This is a genomic window from Myxococcus sp. AM009 (assembly GCF_013372605.1).
Taxonomy (GTDB): Bacteria; Myxococcota; Myxococcia; order Myxococcales; family Myxococcaceae; genus Myxococcus; species Myxococcus vastator.
This window is the reverse complement of sequence record NZ_JABXEP010000047.1, coordinates 1-16,624: the sequence shown is the minus strand read 5'-3', so window position 1 is coordinate 16,624 and position 16,624 is coordinate 1. Positions and strand designations below refer to the sequence as shown.

Sequence of the window (16,624 nt, the reverse complement as noted above, 5' to 3'; positions counted from 1 at the left end):
TCTTGTGGGGACAGGCTCGGTGGGAGCTGCGTCGCCCCCACAGCCCGTCCCTGCCAGCAGCCCCGCTGTCAGCAGGAACGCACCGCTCCAAGACGGCCTTCGCCGTTGCAACATATTGCCTCCGGATGGATGGCGCCGCGGACGAGCCCGCCCGATGCGGGTGTCCAGGGCGCTCCGGAGTGTTTATAGGGATGGCGAATTATTCCCGAAAATCGAATTAAGCTGGGGCGAAGCGGCCAGGCCTCAGCGGCGCAGCCCGCGCTTGATGTCGGCGCAGAGCGCCTTCGCCGCGGCGGGGCCCTCTGTGTGCGCGGCACGCACCAGCGCGCTGCCCACCACGACGCCATCCGCATGGGCAGACAGGGTGCGTGCCTGCTCCGCCGTGGAGATGCCAAAGCCCGCCACCACGGGGACGGGCGCGGCCCTCCGCACCAACTCCAACCGCTGTGACAGGTCCGGCGGCAGCTCCGCGCGCATGCCCGTCACGCCGGACACGGACACACAATAGACAAAGCCACGGCCTTCCTTCGCGATGGCCCGCGCCCGCGCTGGGGGCGTGGTGGGCGCGCACAGGGGAATCAAGTCGAGGCCCTCCGCGTCGAACGTGGCGCGCAGGCTGGCGCTCTCCTCGGGGGGCAGGTCCGGGAGGATGGTCCCCGACACGCCGCGCTCGCGGGCGAGCTTCGCGTAGCGCGCCTCGCCCATGGCCATGATGACGTTGACGTACGTCATGATGACCAGCGGCGTCTGGGGGCAGCGCTGGCGCACCGCGGGCACCACCTGGTCCAGCACTCGCTTGAGCGTGGAGCCGGCCTTGAGCGCCCGCTCCGCCGCGCCCTGGATGACGGGGCCGTCGGCGATGGGGTCGCTGAACGCCACGCCCAGCTCCAGCACGTCCGCGCCGCCCTCCACCAGCGCGGCGAACACGTCCACCGAGCGGGGCAGGTCCGGGTCGCCCGCCATGGCGTAGGCCACCAGCACGCCTTCACCTCGCGCCTTCGCCTGGGCGAAGGCTTGTGCAATCTCGCCGCTCACGCCTTCACCCCCACCGGCGGAGGCACGCCCCGCGCGGAAATCGTGGCCACGTCCTTGTCTCCGCGGCCCGAGCAGTTGATGACCAGGTGCTTGCCCGCCCCCAGCTCCCGCGCCAGCTCCCGGCCGCGCGCGAAGGCGTGGGACGTCTCCAGCGCGGGGAGGATGCCCTCCAGGCGCGCCACCTCGTAGAAGGCCGCCAGCGCCTCGTCGTCCGTGGCGACGCGGACCTCCATGCGCCCCGTCTTCGCCAGGTGCGCCAGCTCCGGGCCCACGCCCGGATAGTCCAGGCCCGCGGAGATGCTGTGCGCCTCCTGAATCTGGCCGTCCTCGTCCTGGAGCACCAGCGAGCGCGAGCCGTGCAGCACGCCCTCCGTCCCCAGCGTCAGCGACGCGCCGTGCTGCTTCGTCTCCAGGCCGTGGCCTCCCGCCTCCACGCCCACCAGCCGCACGCTGGCGTCACCGATGAACGGGTGCAGCACGCCAATGGCATTCGAGCCGCCGCCCACGCACGCGATGATGGCGTCCGGCAGGCCGCCAAAGGCCGCCTGGGCCTGCGTCCGCAGCTCGCGGCCGATGACGGCCTGGAAGTCGCGCACCACCGTGGGATAGGGATGCGGCCCCGCCGCGCTGCCGATGACGTAGTGCGTGTCCGACACCTGCGACACCCAGGTGCGCATGGCCTCGTTCATCGCGTCCTTCAGCGTGCGCGAGCCGGACTCCACGGGCCGCACCACCGCGCCCAGCGCGCGCATGCGGAAGACGTTGAGCGCCTGCCGCTCCACGTCCAGCGCGCCCATGTACACCTCGCAGGGCAGGCCGAAGAGGGCGCACGCGGTGGCGGTGGCCACGCCGTGCTGGCCCGCGCCCGTCTCCGCGATGATGCGCTGCTTGCCCATCCGCTTCGCGAGCAGCACCTGCCCCACGGTGTTGTTGATTTTGTGCGCGCCGGTGTGCGCCAGGTCCTCGCGCTTGAGCCACACGTTCGCGCCGCCCCAGGCCTCCGTGAGGCGCCGGGCGGGCGTCAGCGTGGTGGGGCGGCCCACGTACTCGCGCAGCACGCGGGCGACCTCCTCGCCGAAGGCCGGGTCCGCGCTCGCCGCGGCGTAGGCCTCTTCCAGCTCCTGCAGCGCGGGGACCAGCGTCTCCGGAACGTAGCGTCCGCCGTAGCGCCCGAAGCGGCCGGCGACAGTCTCCGTCGTCATGTCTGTCACTCCCAGAGGTTGATGGACTTCGCGGCGCGCACGAAGGCGCGCACCGCTTCCACGTCCTTGATGCCAGGGGCGGACTCCACGCCGCTGGCCACATCCACGCCGTACGGCCGCGTCGCGCGCACCGCCTCGGCCACGTTGGAGGGCCGCAGGCCTCCCGCCACCAGCACGGGCACGCCGCTCCCCGCCAGCCCCGCGACGAGCGACCAGTCAAAGCCCACGCCGCCGCCGCCATAGCCCGGGGCCGCGCCGTCCAGCAGCAGCCCCGCGACGTCTCCTACGCCCACATACGTCCGGGCCCGGGCCACGTCTTCCGGACCCGTGACTCGCAGCGCCTTGATGACGGGCACGCCGTACCCCGAGCAGGCCTCCGGGGGCTCGTCCCCATGGAGCTGCACGGCCGTCAGGCCACAGGCGCGCACCGCCTCCCGGATGGTGTCTGGCGCCGCGTTGACGAACACCCCCAGCACCGTGCCCAGGGGCGGCCGCGTGCGCGCCAGGGCCGCCGCCGTGGGGAGGTCCAGGTAGCGGGGGGACTTCGGGTAGAAGTTGAGGCCCAGCGCGTCCACGCCCGCCTCCCACGCGGCCCGCGCGTCGGACAGGCGCGTGACGCCGCACACCTTCACGCGGACGCTCATGGCGCCGCGTCCTCCACCCCGAGCAGCCGCCGCAGCGCGTGTCCAGGGTCGGGCGCTCGAAGCAGGGACTCGCCCACCAGGACAGCGTCCGCGCCCGCTTCCCGCGCCGCCTCCAGGTCCGCCAGGGACTTGAGGCCACTCTCCGCCACCAGCACGCGGGCCCGGGAGCGCAGCTTCGGCATCACCCGCAGCGCCGTGCCCGTGTCCGTCTTCAGCGTGGCGAGGTCGCGGTTGTTGATGCCCACCAGCTTCGCGCCCGCGGCCAGCGCGCGCTCGGCGTGCGCCTCCGTGTGGGCCTCCACCAGCGCGGCCACGCCCACCGCTCTCGCCGTGGCGACCATCTCCCGCAGCTCGCCGTCCTCCAGCGCGTCGGCGATGAGCAGCACCGCGTCCGCGCCCCACAGCGCGCTCTCCTCCACCTCGCGCGCCGCCACGAGGAAGTCCTTGCGCAGCACGGGCAGCGACACCGCCGCCCGCACGGCCACGAGGTCCTCCAGGCCGCCGCCGAAGTCCGGCCCATCCGTCAGCACGCTGATGGCGCTGGCGCCCGCGGCCTCATAGGCCCGGGCCACCGCCACCACGTCGGCGTGGGGGAAGTCCCCGCCCGAAGGGCTCTTGCGCTTCACCTCCGCGATGACGCTCAGCGGCCGCCCGGAGCGGTGCGTCACCAACCCCTGCGCGAAGTCGCGGGGGGTGGGCCGGGCGCGAGGCGCCATGGGAGGCCGCGCCGCCAGCTCCTGGCGTTTGCGCGCCATGATGCGGTCCAACGTTCCTGCCTGGCTCATGACAAGCCCCCCTCGATGAGGGCCGCCAGCTTGTTCCGGGCCGCGCCCGAGTCGATGGCGTGCTCCGCCTTGCGCACGCCGTCACGCAGGTCCGCCGCCAGTCCCACGACGACGAGCGCCGCCGCCGCGTTGAGCAGCACCGCCGTGCGCAGCCCGGAGCGCTCGCCATCCAGCAGCGCGCGCAGCCGCTGGGCGTTCTCCGCCGCGTCGCCCCCCGCGATGGCCTCGCGAGGCACCACGTCCAGCCCCGCGTCCTGGGGCGACACCGTGAAGGTGTGGACCGTGCCGTCCTCGCGCAGCTCCGCGACCTCCGTGGCGCTGCACGGGGAGACTTCATCCAGCCCGTCATGGCCGTGCACCACCCACGCGCGGCGGCTGCCGAGCCGGCCCAGCACGCGGGCCGTCTGCTCCACGCGCTTGCCGTCGAACGTCCCCAGGAGCTGGTAGCGCGCGCCCGCCGGGTTCGTCAGCGGCCCCAGCAGGTTGAACACGCTGTGGAACCCCATGTCCCGCCGCGCCTGCGCCACGTGCCGCAGGGCCCCGTGGTGGGAGGGCGCGAAGAGGAAGCCCACGCCGTGCTCGTCGATGTCCCGCGCCACGCGCTCGTGCGGACGCTCCATGGAGACGCCCAGCGCCGCCAGCACGTCCGCGCTGCCACAGCGGCTGGAGACCGCGCGGTTGCCATGCTTGGCCACCGTCACGCCCGCCCCGGCGGCCACGAAGGCCACCGCGGTGGAGATGTTGAAGGTGTGCGCGCCGTCGCCGCCGGTGCCGCAGGTGTCGAGCACCACGTCGGCGCGCGGGGACAGCTTCGCCGCGCAGGCCCGCATGGCCTCCGCCGCGCCGAGGATTTCATCCTCCGTCTCACCCTTCATCTTCAGCGCCGTCGCCAGCGCGCCAACCTGGGCAGGCGAAGCCTCCCCGGCGAGCATCAGACCCATGACGCGGGTCATCTCCTCGCGGGTGAGGTCGCGCCGGCCCACCACCTTGCCCAGCGCTTCCTTGAGGGTCATGGCCTATCCCAGACGGACGACTTCGCGGCCCATCACCTGGGCGATGGCGCGGACCTCGTTCATGGACTTCTCGAACTCGGAGAAGTCCAGGGACTGGGCACCGTCCGACTTCGCGCGCGGCGGGTCGGGGTGTACCTCGACGATGATGCCGTCCGCCCCCACGGCCGTCGCCGCGCGCATCATCGCCGGCACCGCCTTGCGCACGCCGATGCCGTGCGACGGGTCCACGAAGACGGGCAGGTGCGAGAGCGCCTTGAGCATGGGCACCGCGTTGAGGTCCAGCGTGTTGCGCGTCATCGTCTCGAAGGTGCGGATGCCGCGCTCGCAGAGGATGACCTGCGTGTTTCCGCGGGCGACGATGTACTCGGCCGCCATCAGCAACTCCTTGATGGTGGCGCTCATGCCGCGCTTGAGCATCACCGGCTTGCGCAGGTCGCCCACGGCCTCCAGCAGGCTGAAGTTCTGCATGTTGCGCGCGCCAATCTGGAGGATGTCCGTGGCGTCGGCGACGGCCTGGAGCGTCGCGGTGTCCTTCACCTCGGTGGTGACGAGCAGGCCCGTCTCCTGGCGCGCCTCGGCCAGCAGCGCCAGCCCGTCACCCTTGAGGCCCTGGAATTCATAGGGGCTGGTGCGCGGCTTGAACGCGCCGCCGCGCAGCATGGTGGCGCCCGCCTTCTTCACCGCGTGGGCGGTGGAGAGGATCTGCTCGCGCGACTCCACGGAGCACGGACCGGCGATGACGTGGAAGGCCGAGCCGCCAACCGTCAGGTCGCCGATGCGCAGCTGCGTGTCGTCCGGCTTCACCTCGCGGCTGACGAGCTTGAACGGCTGGGAGATGGCCACGGCGTCAGCGACGCCAGGGAGCACGCGGAAGGGCTCTGGTTCCACCGCGCCCGGGTTCCCGGTGATGCCAACGGCCGTGCGGGTGCCCCCTGGAATCGCGTGCGGTTGCCAGCCACGGCGGCGGATCTCGTCGTTCACACGCTCGATGTCCTGGGCCGTCGCGTCGGGTCGCATCACGATCAACATGGGGCTGCCTGCTTTCTCTCGCTCCGAGGGGTGTTGGTGGGCCGGGAGCATTCCGGCGCCGGGTTAGACGGGTGGGACGGGCAACAGCCGGTGTTTCTGCATCAAGTGTCGGTTGCCCGCAACCGCCTCCGAGTCTCCCTTGCGCCTCCCACGCTTATCAAGCGAGCGTGGACGCTTTTCTTGAGCAGGAAGTGTGGAGGCGCGTGCGTGTCGACTCCGGAGGTCATCGTCGTCGGTGCGGGTCTCGCGGGGCTGGCGTGCGCGCGGGCGCTCGTCGCCTCACGGGTCAAGGTGATGGTGCTGGAGGGGAGTGACGCACCAGGGGGCAGGGTGCGCACGGATGTCCATGAGGGCTTCCTGCTAGACAGAGGCTTCCAGGTGTACCTGTCTGCCTATCCGGAAGGCCGGCGCACGTTGGACCTGGGGGCGCTGTCGCTGCGCAGGTTCATCCCCGGCGCCAAGGTGTGGCGGGGTGGCAAGCTGCACACGGTGGCGGACCCGCTGCGCCGCCCCGTGGAGGCGCTGGCGCACCTGTTCGCGCCCGTGGGGACGTTCGGGGACAAGCTGCGCATCCTGGAGCTGCGGCAGTTGGCGCTCTCCGGTGAAGTGGAGGACGTGTGGCAGCGGCCGTCTCGCACGTCGCGGCGCTATCTGGACGAGCTGGGCTTCACGCAGGCGCTGCGGGAGTCGTTCCTGCGCCCCTTCTTCGCGGGCATCTTCCTGGAGCGGGAGCTGACCACGTCCAGCCGCTTCCTGGAGTTCGTCTTCCGCATGTTCTCGTCCGGGTACGCGGCGGTGCCGGAGGCGGGGATGGGCGCCATTCCGGAGCAGCTGTCGGCGCGCCTTCCGCCGGGCGTGCTGCGGATGCGCGCGCCGGTGGCGGACGTGTGGGGGCACCGCGTGCGGCTGGCGGACGGAGAGCTGATTGGCGCCAGGGCGGTGGTGGTGGCCACGGACCCGGCGAGCGCGGTGGGGCTGCTGCCGGGCATGGTGCCGCCGGTGATGAACCGGGTGACGTGCCTCTACTTCGCCGCGCCGGAGCCGCCCGTGGAGGGGCCGTGGCTGCTGCTCAATGGCGAGGGCCGGGGCCGGGTGAACAACGTGGCGGTGATGAGCGAGGTGTCACCGGCGTATGCGCCGCGGGGACAGGCGCTCGTGTCCGTGTCCGTGGTCGGCGCCACGCCGGACCTGGACACGCTGCGCGCCGAGGTGCTCGCGGAGCTGACGGACTGGTTCGGTCCGGCCGTGTCCGCCTGGCGGCACCTGCGCACCTACGCGCTTCCGCTTGCGCTGCCCGCGCAGCCTCCGGAGGTGCTGGAGCCGCCTCACCGGCCGGTGCGGCTGTCACCGGGACTGTTCGTGTGTGGAGACCACCGTGACAATGCCTCCATCGACGGCGCGCTGGTGTCGGGCCGCCGCGCCGCGGAGGCTGTCATGAGAGAGTTGGAGCGCGAATGAGACACCCGGGGCGCTCCGTCATCGTGTTGGGCGCCGTCCTCTCGGCGGCGGCCTGCAAGTCCACCAAGAGCGCACCGGAGGTCTCGGGACCGCAGGCGGCGCAGGCGCGGGATGCGGGGCCGTCACTCCAGCCCGTGTCCGCGTTCGCCGCCATCACGGATGAGAAGCAGCGCTCCGCCGCGCTCTTCGTCGAGGCGGGGCGTGTGATAGCGCACCCGCGCTGCGTCAACTGCCACCCGGCCGATGGCGTGCCCCTGCAGGGCATGGACCAGCGTCGGCACGTGCCCGCCGTGACGGGCGGGCCCGCGGGACATGGCACTCCCGGGCTGCCCTGCACCTCGTGCCACCAGGCGCGCAACACGCCGCTGGTGGGCACGACGCTGCGGAGCGTGCCCGGCAATCCGAAGTGGGCCCTGGCGCCAGCGGAGATGGCGTGGGTGGGCGTGCCCCTGGGGAAGATTTGCGAGCAGCTCAAGGACCCCGCGCGAAACGGCGGGAAGTCCCTGGAGGCGCTGCATCACCACATGGCCGAGGACGTCCTGGTGGGGTGGGGTTGGGACCCGGGCCCTGGCTTGGAGCCCGTGCCAGGCACTCAGCGTGCGTTCGGTGAGCTCATCCGCGCATGGATTGACACGGGGGCCGCCTGCCCGAGCCCCTGACACGACCTGATGGGCCTGATAGACAGCCCATTGATGAGGGACCTTCCGGATTCTGGGAAGCAGGCATTCGGCTTCGAGGAGCACCGCTCGGCGCTCATCGGCCATTGCTATCGCATGCTGGGTTCTGTCGCGGAGGCGGACGACGCCGTCCAGGAGACGATGGTGCGCGCCTGGCGCGCGATGGACCGGTTCGAGGGCCGTGCGTCTCCACGGACCTGGCTGTACTCCATCGCCACCCGCGTGTGCCTGGACGCCTTGTCGGCGAGCGGGCGCCGCGCGCGGCCGATGGAGCTGGGGCCCGCGTACTCCATTGACGGGCCGCTGACGCCGCTGCCGGCGAACAGCTGGATTGAGCCCATTCCGGACGCGCTGGCCGTGCCCTCGGACCTGGACCCCTCCGAGCAGGTGTCGCTGCGCCAGAGCATCCGGCTCGCGTTCCTCGCGGCGCTCCAGCACCTGCCCCCCAAGCAGCGCGCGGTGCTGCTGCTGGCCGAGGTCCTGGGCTGGCCGGCCACGGAGATTGCCCAGACGCTGGAGACGTCGGTGGCCTCGGTCAACAGCGCGCTCCAGCGTGCCCGGGCGACCGTGTCGGACCTGGGGCTGGAGGACTCCGAGTTCCGGGTGCCTCAGTCCGACGCGCAGGCCCTGTTGCTGAATCGTTACGTGGACGCGTTCGAGCGCTACGACATGGACGCCTTCACCGCGCTGCTTCACGAGGAGGTCACCCTGTCCATGCCCCCCTACACGCTGTGGCTCCAGGGGCACGCGTCCATCCGCGGCTGGTTCCTCGGGCGGGGGGCGGTCTGCAGGGACTCCCGGCTGGTGCGGACCGAGGCCTGTGGCGCACCGGCCTATGGCCAGTACCACGCGAGCAGTGACGGCGGGCCCTTCAAGCCGTGGTCGCTCATCGTCCTGGAGCTGTCCGGTGGGCGCATCGCGGCGATGACCCACTTCCTCGATACGGAGGCGTTGTTCCCGCGGTTCGGTCTTCCCCAGGAGCTCCCTCGGTAGGCGGGGCGCGGAAAATCTTTCTGAAAAAGGGCCGATGATTTCGGTCCGCCGCTGGAGTCAAAGCCTTCGTAACCCACCCGCCCTGGAGGCGAACATGAAGGTCAGCCGTCCCCGTAAGCTCTTCCTCAACCTGCCGGTGGCCGACTTGAAGCGGTCGGTGGACTTCTTCACGAAGCTGGGCTTCGAGTTCAACAAGGACTTCACCGACGAGCACGCCACCTGCATGGTGGTGGGCGAGGACGCGTTCGTGATGCTCCTCACGCATACCCGCTTCAAGGACTTCATCAAGAAGCCCCTGCACGACGCGACGCAGAGCACCGCCGGCACCTATGCGCTGTCCGCCAACAGCCGCGAGGAGGTCGATGAGCTGGTGAAGACCGCGCTGGCATCGGGTGGCTCCCCCGCGGGGGAGGCCATGGACCTGGGCTTCATGTACGGCGGGAGCTTCTACGACCCGGACGGCCACCACTGGGAGGTGGCCTGGATGGATCCGAACCAGATGCCTCCGCAGTAGCCAGCGGACGTAGCGTGCCGCGGGGAGGCCCTGGGCTTCCGCGCGGCGCGCGGGCGCTGTGTCAGGGCGCGTTTTCGGCGGCCACCACGGGGGGCAGCCACTTGCGCAGCACGCTGGGCGAGCTCTTCCGGTAGATGTTGTCGTGGCGCAAGTCGGGCCGGGGTTCGACTTCCCACTTGAGTCCCGGGGGAGCGCTGGTGCGGAGGACTTCCTGGAGCCTCGCCACGGCGGGGCCGATGTCCGTCTCATCCGCGGAGGACAGATAGAGCCCCGCGCGCAGGTCCGGCCGTGCCGCGAACCATTCACCCGCCCCCTTCACCAACGACTCCGCGTTCCACCACAGGCTGGGGCTCAGCGCGAGGTAGGTGTCGAACAGGTCCGGCTGGAGGAAGAAGGTCTCCACGATGAAGTAGCCCGCGAGCGACTCGCCGATGATGGCTCGCTCCCGCGTCGCCCGGTAGCGGCGCTCCACCTCCGGCATCAGCTCTTCGTGGATGAAGGCACGGAACGTCGCCGAGCCTCCCGTGACAGGGGCGACCTCCAGGTCCGTCGCCACCGTGGTCGGGCCTGTCATGTCCCGCCGTCGCACGGTGTTTTCGATGCCCACGATGATGAGGGGCCGCAGTTCGCCCGCGCGGATGGCCATGTCGACGGTGGTGGCCAGGTGCGGGAAGTCTTCCTTCAGGCCGCCATCGGGCATGTAGAGCACCGGGAAGCGGTCCTCCGCCGACGTGGCGTAGCCCGGCGGAAGGTAGACGGTGATGCGGCGTGGCTCCTTCAGCTTCGCGGAGTCGATGGTGAAGGTCTGATGGGGCGGCACGGGCTCGGCCACGGCGGGCCGGGTGCTCGCGCACGCGCCCCCCAGGACGAGCAACAGCAGCCCCACGCACGTCATCGATGTCCGCATCACTTGCTCCCGCAGGGTTCGACGAGCCAAAGCGGCTCGTGGCCGGGATAGTGCCCGAGCCCTGGAGGCGTCGCCAGGAGGCGTCAGGGGGCTCCGGGGCCTGCCGCCGCGGGCGCGTTCTTCGCGTCGTCAATGGGGGCCGCGTTGAACAGCGGGTCGTCTGGCAACACCAGCGACAGGGACCGGCTGCTGTCGAGCTGGGCGGTGAGCGCGCTGGCGCGCACGTCCAGGACATGGCCCCCCAGCTTCCGGTCCGCGTCCACGAAGTGGAAGTGCCAGCCGGGGATGATGACCCCAGCGACATAGGTGGGAAATCGGAAACCCACCAGCGTGCCCGTGACGTCACGGGCGTCGTAGACGCGCTGCTGTGCAAGCAAGGCCTTCATGCTGGGGTAGGGCGGCTTCTGGCGCGGCACACTGCGCAGCTTCACGCGCTGGAAGCGGCCGTCGATGCACACGGCATGGAAGTGGTTGCGCGAACCGAGCCGTGCATCGAGCTCCCGCGCGAAGGCGCTGAAGTCCGCGACGGCGGGGAGTGTGAGCCGCCTGTCCGGGACGAACCGCTTGAGGGTGGCGAAGGACGTTCGCGCATCGTCGGGCAGGCGCCGCAGCTTCCCGGTGACGTCGGCGTGCCACACGACGCCGTCGAGGATGATGACCTCTCCATCCGTGGGGCTGAGCGCGCCCGTGCCGAAGTCCCCGAGCCGGAGCAGGTCGCCGAAGCGTGTCGGGCCTTCATGCACGCCCGCCATGAAGCCGGCCGCGGGGGCGAGCTGGTGAACCGTGTCCTCGTTCGCGGGCCGTGCGGCCTGCGCCAGGGTCGAGCACAGGAGGAGGGCGAGCCCCGAGGCGCGCAGGCGGTGCCGGGCGTTGTCACGAGGGGGAAGGGGCGAGTCGGGCATGGTGCGAAGCTCCTCGTTGGAACCGAAAACGGAAAGCTGACCCGCTGAGGGCTCCGGCACAATCGGGATGAATCGCACCAGGATGTTGCGTACGGTGCAGCAATGCCGATGCTCGATACCGATCGCCTCGGCGGCATGCGCGCCTTCGTCGCCGTCGCCACCCGGCACAGCTTCGTCGCCGCCGCGGACGAGCTGGGCCTCAGCGCCTCCGCGCTCAGCCGCCGCATCGCGCAACTGGAGCGGGCGCTGGGCTGCCGGCTGCTGCAGCGGACCACCCGGCGTGTCGCGCTCACCGAGGTTGGCGCGTTGTACCTGGAGCGCTGTCTGGATGTGCTGGCTCGCGCCGATGAGGCCGACGCGGCGGTGTCCGCGTTCTCCGCGCAGCCTCGCGGCCTGCTGCGCGTGTCGCTGCCCAACCTCTATGGCCAGCTTCGCGTCGCGCCCTTGCTGCCGGAGTTCATGCGCCGCTATCCGTTGCTCCGCCTGGAAGTGACGATGGAGGACCGCTACATCGACCTCGTCGAACAACGCATCGACGTGGGCGTTCGGATTGGCGACCTGCGCAGCGGCGACTACGTGGCGCGGCGCCTGACGCTGAACCGTCGCCGCCTGTGCGCGTCACCCGAATACCTGCGACGCAACGGGGCGCCGCGCACGCCGGCGGACCTTCGTGGACATGACTGCCTCCAGTTCGCGCCGCAGATGAAGGAGGTCCCCTGGGTCCTGACGCGGGGCGGACGGCGGACCCAGGTGGCAGTGGAGCCGCTCCTCCGCGTCGACAACGCCGAGGCGCTCCGGCAGGCGGCGCTCGGCGGTTGCGGCATCACGCTGCTCGCGGACTTCGTGATGGGGGCGGACCTGGAGGCGGGCCGCCTGGTCGAGGTGCTGGCGTCGTGGCGCGTGGCGGACAGCTGGGTCTGGGCCGTGTACCCACACGCGCGCTTCCTGCCGATGAAGACGCGCGTGTTCGTCGACTTCTTGAGTGAACGGCTGGGCGGCACGGGCCCGTCACCAGCGCAGCCTGTCACATCACCGTCGAGCGCTCCGCCTCCTCCACGGACGTCGCGGCGCCGGGCCTCGACGCGGTACTGAGGAGCAGCCGGCCCAGGAGGAGCGCCAGGATGGCCGCGGCGCCGCTCGCGCCCAGCACGCCCAGCTTCGCGGCGGCGAGCAGCTTCGCGTCCGTGAAGGCCAGCTGCGCGATGAACAGGGCCATGGTGAAGCCGATGCCCGCGGTGCACCCCAGCACCAGCACGTCGCGCATGCTCAGGCCGCGCGGCAACGTCGCCAGCCGCAAGCGCAGCGCCAGCCAGCAGGCCCCAATCACTCCCAGGGGCTTGCCCAGCAGGAGCCCGGTGGCCGCCGCGGCGACCACGGTCCATGAGGCCGCATCGAGCGGCTCGCTCGAAATCGACACGCCCGCGTTCGCGAGCGCGAACACCGGCATGATGCCGAACGCCACCCATGGATGCAGGGTGGCAATCAGGCTCTCCGAAGGCGACATGGCCTCGCGTCGCGCGGCGTCCACGCGGCGCAAGGTCGCGGACAGGTGATGGGAGGAGAGCGTGCCCGGCTGCGCCTGGGCGATGTGCTCGATTTCGCTCCGCGCACCGGTGACGAAGCCCTCGGTGCCGAGCCAGGCGCGCACCGGCGTGATGAGCCCGACGATGACGCCCGCGATGGTCGGATGAATTCCCGCGGAGTAGACGCCCGCCCAGGCGACGAACGCCGGAACGACGTAGGCCCACTTCGAGCGCACGCCCAGGCGCTGCATCGCGAAGACCCCCAGGACTCCCAGGGCCGCGACGAGCAGGCCCGTGATGGCCACTCCCGATGAATAGAACAGCGCGATGACGATGATGGCGCCCAGGTCGTCGATGACGGCGAGCGCGAGCAGGAGCACGCGCAGGGCGGGGGGCACTCGGCTTCCGAGGAGCGTGAGGATGCCCACCGCGAACGCGATGTCCGTTGCCATGGGGACGCCCCATCCGGAGCGGGTGGCCGGGGCGCCCCCCAGGAGGAGGTACAGGCCCGCTGGCACGACCATGCCCCCCAGCGCCGCTGCGGCGGGGAGCGCGGCGCGCCGCAACTCAGACAGCTCGCCCTGATGGACCTCGCGGCGAATCTCCATGCCCACGACGAAGAAGAAGATGGCCATCAACCCGTCGTTGACGACCCATTCGAGGCTGCGCTCGAACGTGAAGTCGCCCATTCGGATGCCGAGCGGCGTGTGCCAGAAGTGCGCGTAGCTCTCCGCCCAAGGCGAGTTCGCCCACAGGAGCGCGATGGCCGCCGCCACGAGGAGCAGGATGCCGCTGGCCGCCTCGATGTGGAGGAAGCGCTCCAGCGGCCGGCTCGCGAGCCGCGAGAGGCGATGCAGGGGGGCCCAGGCTTCGGGCGGAAGGGGGGCTTGCCCCGGTGGCGTGGCGGTCGACATACGCGGACCCTGTCGGCGGTGTTGCCGGCTGGGATGGCGGCCCGACCATCCATGTTCCTGCGGCGTGCATCGCCGCACCCTTCAGCTTTGGCGGCACATTCACATGGCGCGCGGCCTCCGTCGAGCGTTGTCGACATGCGCGCGGACCATGCTTGGGCTTGCCTCCTTGGTGCCGTCTCAGCGCGCTTGGAGCGCCGCCGCCAGCCGCTCTGGCGTCAGCGGCAGCTCTCTCAGCCTGGCCCCCGTGGCGTCGAAGATGGCATTGGCCAGGGCCGCCGAAGTGGGGCCCTGGGAGGCCTCGCCCACGCCCAGGAGGGGCTCCCCAGGGCGCTCGATGAGCGCGACCTCCACGGGGGGGACTTCGGAGAAGGTGAGGATGGGGTACGTGCCCCAGTCTCGCGAGGTGACGCGCTGGGCGTCGTAGCGGACCGCCTCCTTCAGGCTCCAGCTCAGCGACTGGATGAGCCCGCCTTCGAGCTGATTGGTGAGCCCATCCGGGTTGACGACCTCGCCCGCGTCGGCGGCCAGGACCGCGCGCAGCACCTGGATGGCGTGAGTTCCAGGGTCGACGCGCACCTCCAGGCAGACGGCGCAGTAGCTCGCGAGGTTCTTGTAGCGCGCGAAGCCGATGCCGCGCCCATGGCCCTGGGCCCTGGGCGCGGACGTCCAGCCGAAGCGCTCCGCCGCTTTCTGGATGACGGCCTTCGCGCGCGCGTCGTGGAGCTGCCGGAGCCGGAAGGCCACCGGGTCCACCTTCGCGGCGTGGGCCAGCTCATCCATGAAGGACTCGATGGCGAAGACGTTCCCGTAGGCCCCCAGGCCCCGAAGCGCGGAGACGCGCAAGGGCATCCGGGTGACGAGGTGGGTCGTCACCTTCCGGCCCGGGAAGTCGTAGAGCGGAATGGCGTTCCGGTCCGCGGCGTAGTTCGGCGGCCCGCCATTCCCGGGCATGGGCATGCGGAAGGGCGCCGCGAGCGAACGCCCCGCCAGCAGATTCCCTGGGTGGCCTCCAGGCCGGGTGCTGTGGGGCGTGGACCAGAGCGCGTAGTCCCAGTCCAGCACGTTGCCTTCCGCGTCCACGCCCGCGCGCGCCTGCATCACCATCGCGGAGCCATACGGCTCGCAGGCGTGCTCGTCCTCGCGGGACCACTGCACGCGCACGGCGTGGCCGGGGAGGGCGCGCGCGAGCAGCGCGGCATCGGCGGCGACGTCGTCCGCGCCGTTGTGGCCGTAGCAGCCGGAGCCGGGCAGGTGCTTGCCGTGGACCTGGCCCACCGGGAGGCGGAGCATCCTGGCGATGGCCGCGCTGGTCTCGAAGACGCTCTGGCTGTGGGTGTGCAGCGTGAGGCGCTCGCCGTCCCACGCCGCCACCGCGCAGGACGGGCCAATCGCGCCGTGCATCTGGTATGGCCGCAGGTAGCGTGCCTCCAAGGTGTGCGTGGGCGCGACGTCGGTGGGCCGGACCCTTTCCTCGATGACGCTGTCCTGGCTGGGTTGCTCCACCAGCCAGGTGTATGGGTCCGGGGGCAGGGTGGCCTGTTCGCGCCAGCGGGCGCTGCGCGCGAGCGCCGCCGCGGCCTGGATGGCCTGCCACTCCTTGGTGGCGATGACGCCCAGGAAGTCGCCGTCACGCACCACCTTCCGCACGCCCGGCAGCTGCTCCACCTTGGCGGCATCCACCTCCGTGAGCGAGGCGCCCTGGGACGGCGCGCGGATGATGCGGCCATGCACCAGGTTGGCGGGCCGGAGGTCGTGCACGAAGCTCGCCTCACCGGAAATCTTGCCCGGCAGGTCCACGCGCGGAACCGAGCGGCCCGCATGATGGCGCTCGATGGGCGGCTTGGGCTTCACCGTGCCCGTCGCCTCCCGGTTCAGCGCCTTCCCGCCGACGAGGCTCCAGTACGTGATGGAGGCGCCCTTCCCGCCGCCAACCCGGATGGTGCCGTCCCGGACGCGAAGCTGCTCCGCTGGGACGCCCAGCTGCTTGCTGGCCAGGTCCAGCAGGATGGCGCGAACCTCGGCGGCGGCATGGCGTATCGCGGTGCCGCTCTGGGAGACGGAGTTGCTGCCCGCGGTGGTGCCTTCGTATGGGGACAGCTCGGTGTCGCCGGAGAGGAAGGTCAGCCGCGAGACGCTGACGTCCAGTTCGTCCGCGCAGAGCTGCCCGAGCGCCGTCAGGATGCCCTGGCCCAGCTCCACCTTCCCCGTCTTCAGCGTGACGACGCCGTCCGCGCCGATGCGCAGCCACGCGTCGAGGCCGCGGGTGCGCCGCAGGCTCCCGGGGAGCCCGGCGCCTCCCGGTGCCGCGCCCAGGGCGCGTGGGCCCGTGAAGGCGAAGGCCAGCACCAGGGCGCCTTGGAGCACCTCGCGGCGGCTCGGGCGGAGGCTCATCGTGCCAGCGCCTCCGCGGCGCGCTGAATGGCTCGGACGATGCGGTTGTGTGAGCCGCACCGGCACAGGTTGGCATCCAGCGCCGCGCGAATCTCCGCCTCGGTGGGCCGTGGCTTCTCCTTCAGCAGCGCCGCCGCCGTCACCACCATGCCGGGGATGCAGTAGGCGCACTGGCCGGCCTGCTCGGCCACGAAGGCGTCGTGGAGCGGATGCGGTGTCCCATCCGGCGCGCGCAAGCCCTCCACGGTGGTGAGGTTCCGGCCGCGCAGGGTGGCCGCCGGCACGACGCAGGCGCGCAGCGGCGAGCCATTGCTCAGCACCGTACATGCGCCGCACTGGCCCACGCCGCAGCCATACCGGGCCCCGTGAAGTCCCAGCTCGTCGCGCAGGATGTAGAGGAGGGGCGTGTCCTCGGGCGCGTCGACGGCGTGCTCGCGGCCGTTGACGTTCAAGGTGAAGCTCATGGCGCCTGCTCCTCCCGCAAGACGGTGGCCCCGCAGCGTATCGCACGCATCCCCTGGCCCGGAGGAGATGTGGCCTGGCGCGGCGATATCCCGCCACCGGGTTGCCATGCCGTGAAGCAGTGCACATCCCGGTGTGGGCGGGTGCGGCGCGGGGGATGGACGTCGCGCGCGAG

Annotated in this window: 16 protein-coding genes; 5 read left to right on the top strand and 11 right to left on the bottom strand. The window is 71.5% G+C overall.

From position 1 onward, the window contains the following. Window positions 1–243: 243 nt before the first annotated feature. From trpA to aroF, 6 genes are read right to left on the bottom strand one after another with little or no spacing between them, the layout of a single operon-like run. Complete coding sequence (trpA, locus tag HV824_RS14165) at window positions 244–1,035, bottom strand: tryptophan synthase subunit alpha (RefSeq protein ID WP_176419375.1); 792 nt, start codon at window positions 1,033–1,035, stop codon at window positions 244–246. Next, complete coding sequence (gene trpB, locus HV824_RS14160) at window positions 1,032–2,237, bottom strand: tryptophan synthase subunit beta (protein ID WP_176411464.1); 1,206 nt, start codon at window positions 2,235–2,237, stop codon at window positions 1,032–1,034. Before trpB ends, trpA begins: the two co-directional genes overlap by 4 nt. 5 nt (window positions 2,238–2,242) lie before the next feature. After that, a complete protein-coding gene (locus tag HV824_RS14155) occupies window positions 2,243–2,881 on the bottom strand; it encodes a phosphoribosylanthranilate isomerase (RefSeq protein WP_176423500.1) in 639 nt (212 codons plus the stop codon). Next, a complete protein-coding gene (locus HV824_RS14150) occupies window positions 2,878–3,666 on the bottom strand; it encodes an indole-3-glycerol-phosphate synthase (RefSeq protein ID WP_176419372.1) in 789 nt (262 codons plus the stop codon). The genes HV824_RS14155 and HV824_RS14150 overlap by 4 nt, the downstream gene beginning before the upstream one ends. Then, window positions 3,663–4,679: an anthranilate phosphoribosyltransferase gene (trpD, locus tag HV824_RS14145; protein ID WP_176423499.1), complete on the bottom strand. Its 1,017-nt coding sequence runs from the start codon at window positions 4,677–4,679 to the stop codon at window positions 3,663–3,665. The genes HV824_RS14150 and trpD overlap by 4 nt, the downstream gene beginning before the upstream one ends. 3 nt (window positions 4,680–4,682) lie before the next feature. Next, the gene (aroF, locus tag HV824_RS14140) at window positions 4,683–5,708 is read right to left on the bottom strand and encodes a 3-deoxy-7-phosphoheptulonate synthase (RefSeq protein WP_176419370.1); all 1,026 of its coding nucleotides are present in this window, start codon (window positions 5,706–5,708) and stop codon (window positions 4,683–4,685) included. A gap of 207 nt (window positions 5,709–5,915) precedes the next feature. Between aroF and HV824_RS14135 the strand changes: the two genes are divergently transcribed. From HV824_RS14135 to HV824_RS14120, 4 genes are all read left to right on the top strand, one after another. After that, entirely contained in the window at window positions 5,916–7,166 is a 1,251-nt protein-coding gene (locus tag HV824_RS14135; protein WP_176423498.1) for an NAD(P)/FAD-dependent oxidoreductase, read from the top strand. After that, a complete protein-coding gene (locus HV824_RS14130) occupies window positions 7,163–7,825 on the top strand; it encodes an Isoquinoline 1-oxidoreductase subunit (RefSeq protein ID WP_176423497.1) in 663 nt (220 codons plus the stop codon). Before HV824_RS14135 ends, HV824_RS14130 begins: the two co-directional genes overlap by 4 nt. Window positions 7,826–7,858: 33 nt before the next feature. Then, entirely contained in the window at window positions 7,859–8,836 is a 978-nt protein-coding gene (locus HV824_RS14125; protein WP_176419367.1) for a sigma-70 family RNA polymerase sigma factor, read from the top strand. 94 nt (window positions 8,837–8,930) lie between these two features. Beyond that, window positions 8,931–9,350, top strand: coding sequence for a VOC family protein (locus HV824_RS14120; RefSeq protein ID WP_176419366.1), 420 nt, complete (start codon window positions 8,931–8,933; stop codon window positions 9,348–9,350). A gap of 61 nt (window positions 9,351–9,411) precedes the next feature. On the opposite strand, the gene HV824_RS14115 is transcribed toward HV824_RS14120, so the two are convergent. Further along, window positions 9,412–10,257: an alpha/beta hydrolase gene (locus tag HV824_RS14115; protein ID WP_176423496.1), complete on the bottom strand. Its 846-nt coding sequence runs from the start codon at window positions 10,255–10,257 to the stop codon at window positions 9,412–9,414. An 83-nt stretch (window positions 10,258–10,340) separates the two neighbouring features. After that, the gene (locus HV824_RS14110) at window positions 10,341–11,159 is read right to left on the bottom strand and encodes an acetolactate decarboxylase (protein WP_176419364.1); all 819 of its coding nucleotides are present in this window, start codon (window positions 11,157–11,159) and stop codon (window positions 10,341–10,343) included. A 108-nt stretch (window positions 11,160–11,267) separates the two neighbouring features. On the opposite strand from HV824_RS14110, the gene HV824_RS14105 reads away from it, so the two are divergent. Further along, window positions 11,268–12,251 carry a LysR family transcriptional regulator gene (locus HV824_RS14105; protein WP_255208024.1) on the top strand — a complete coding sequence of 328 codons (984 nt, stop codon included), beginning with the start codon at window positions 11,268–11,270 and terminating at the stop codon, window positions 12,249–12,251. Here HV824_RS14105 and nhaA read toward each other — a convergent pair. The 3 genes from nhaA to HV824_RS14090 form a co-directional block, all read right to left on the bottom strand. After that, window positions 12,184–13,596: a Na+/H+ antiporter NhaA gene (nhaA, locus tag HV824_RS14100; RefSeq protein WP_176419362.1), complete on the bottom strand. Its 1,413-nt coding sequence runs from the start codon at window positions 13,594–13,596 to the stop codon at window positions 12,184–12,186. The genes HV824_RS14105 and nhaA overlap by 68 nt on opposite strands. Before the next feature lie 177 nt (window positions 13,597–13,773). Then, a complete protein-coding gene (locus tag HV824_RS14095) occupies window positions 13,774–15,987 on the bottom strand; it encodes a molybdopterin cofactor-binding domain-containing protein (RefSeq protein WP_176419361.1) in 2,214 nt (737 codons plus the stop codon). After that, window positions 15,984–16,451: a (2Fe-2S)-binding protein gene (locus HV824_RS14090; protein WP_176419360.1), complete on the bottom strand. Its 468-nt coding sequence runs from the start codon at window positions 16,449–16,451 to the stop codon at window positions 15,984–15,986. Before HV824_RS14090 ends, HV824_RS14095 begins: the two co-directional genes overlap by 4 nt. Window positions 16,452–16,624 lie beyond the last annotated feature (173 nt).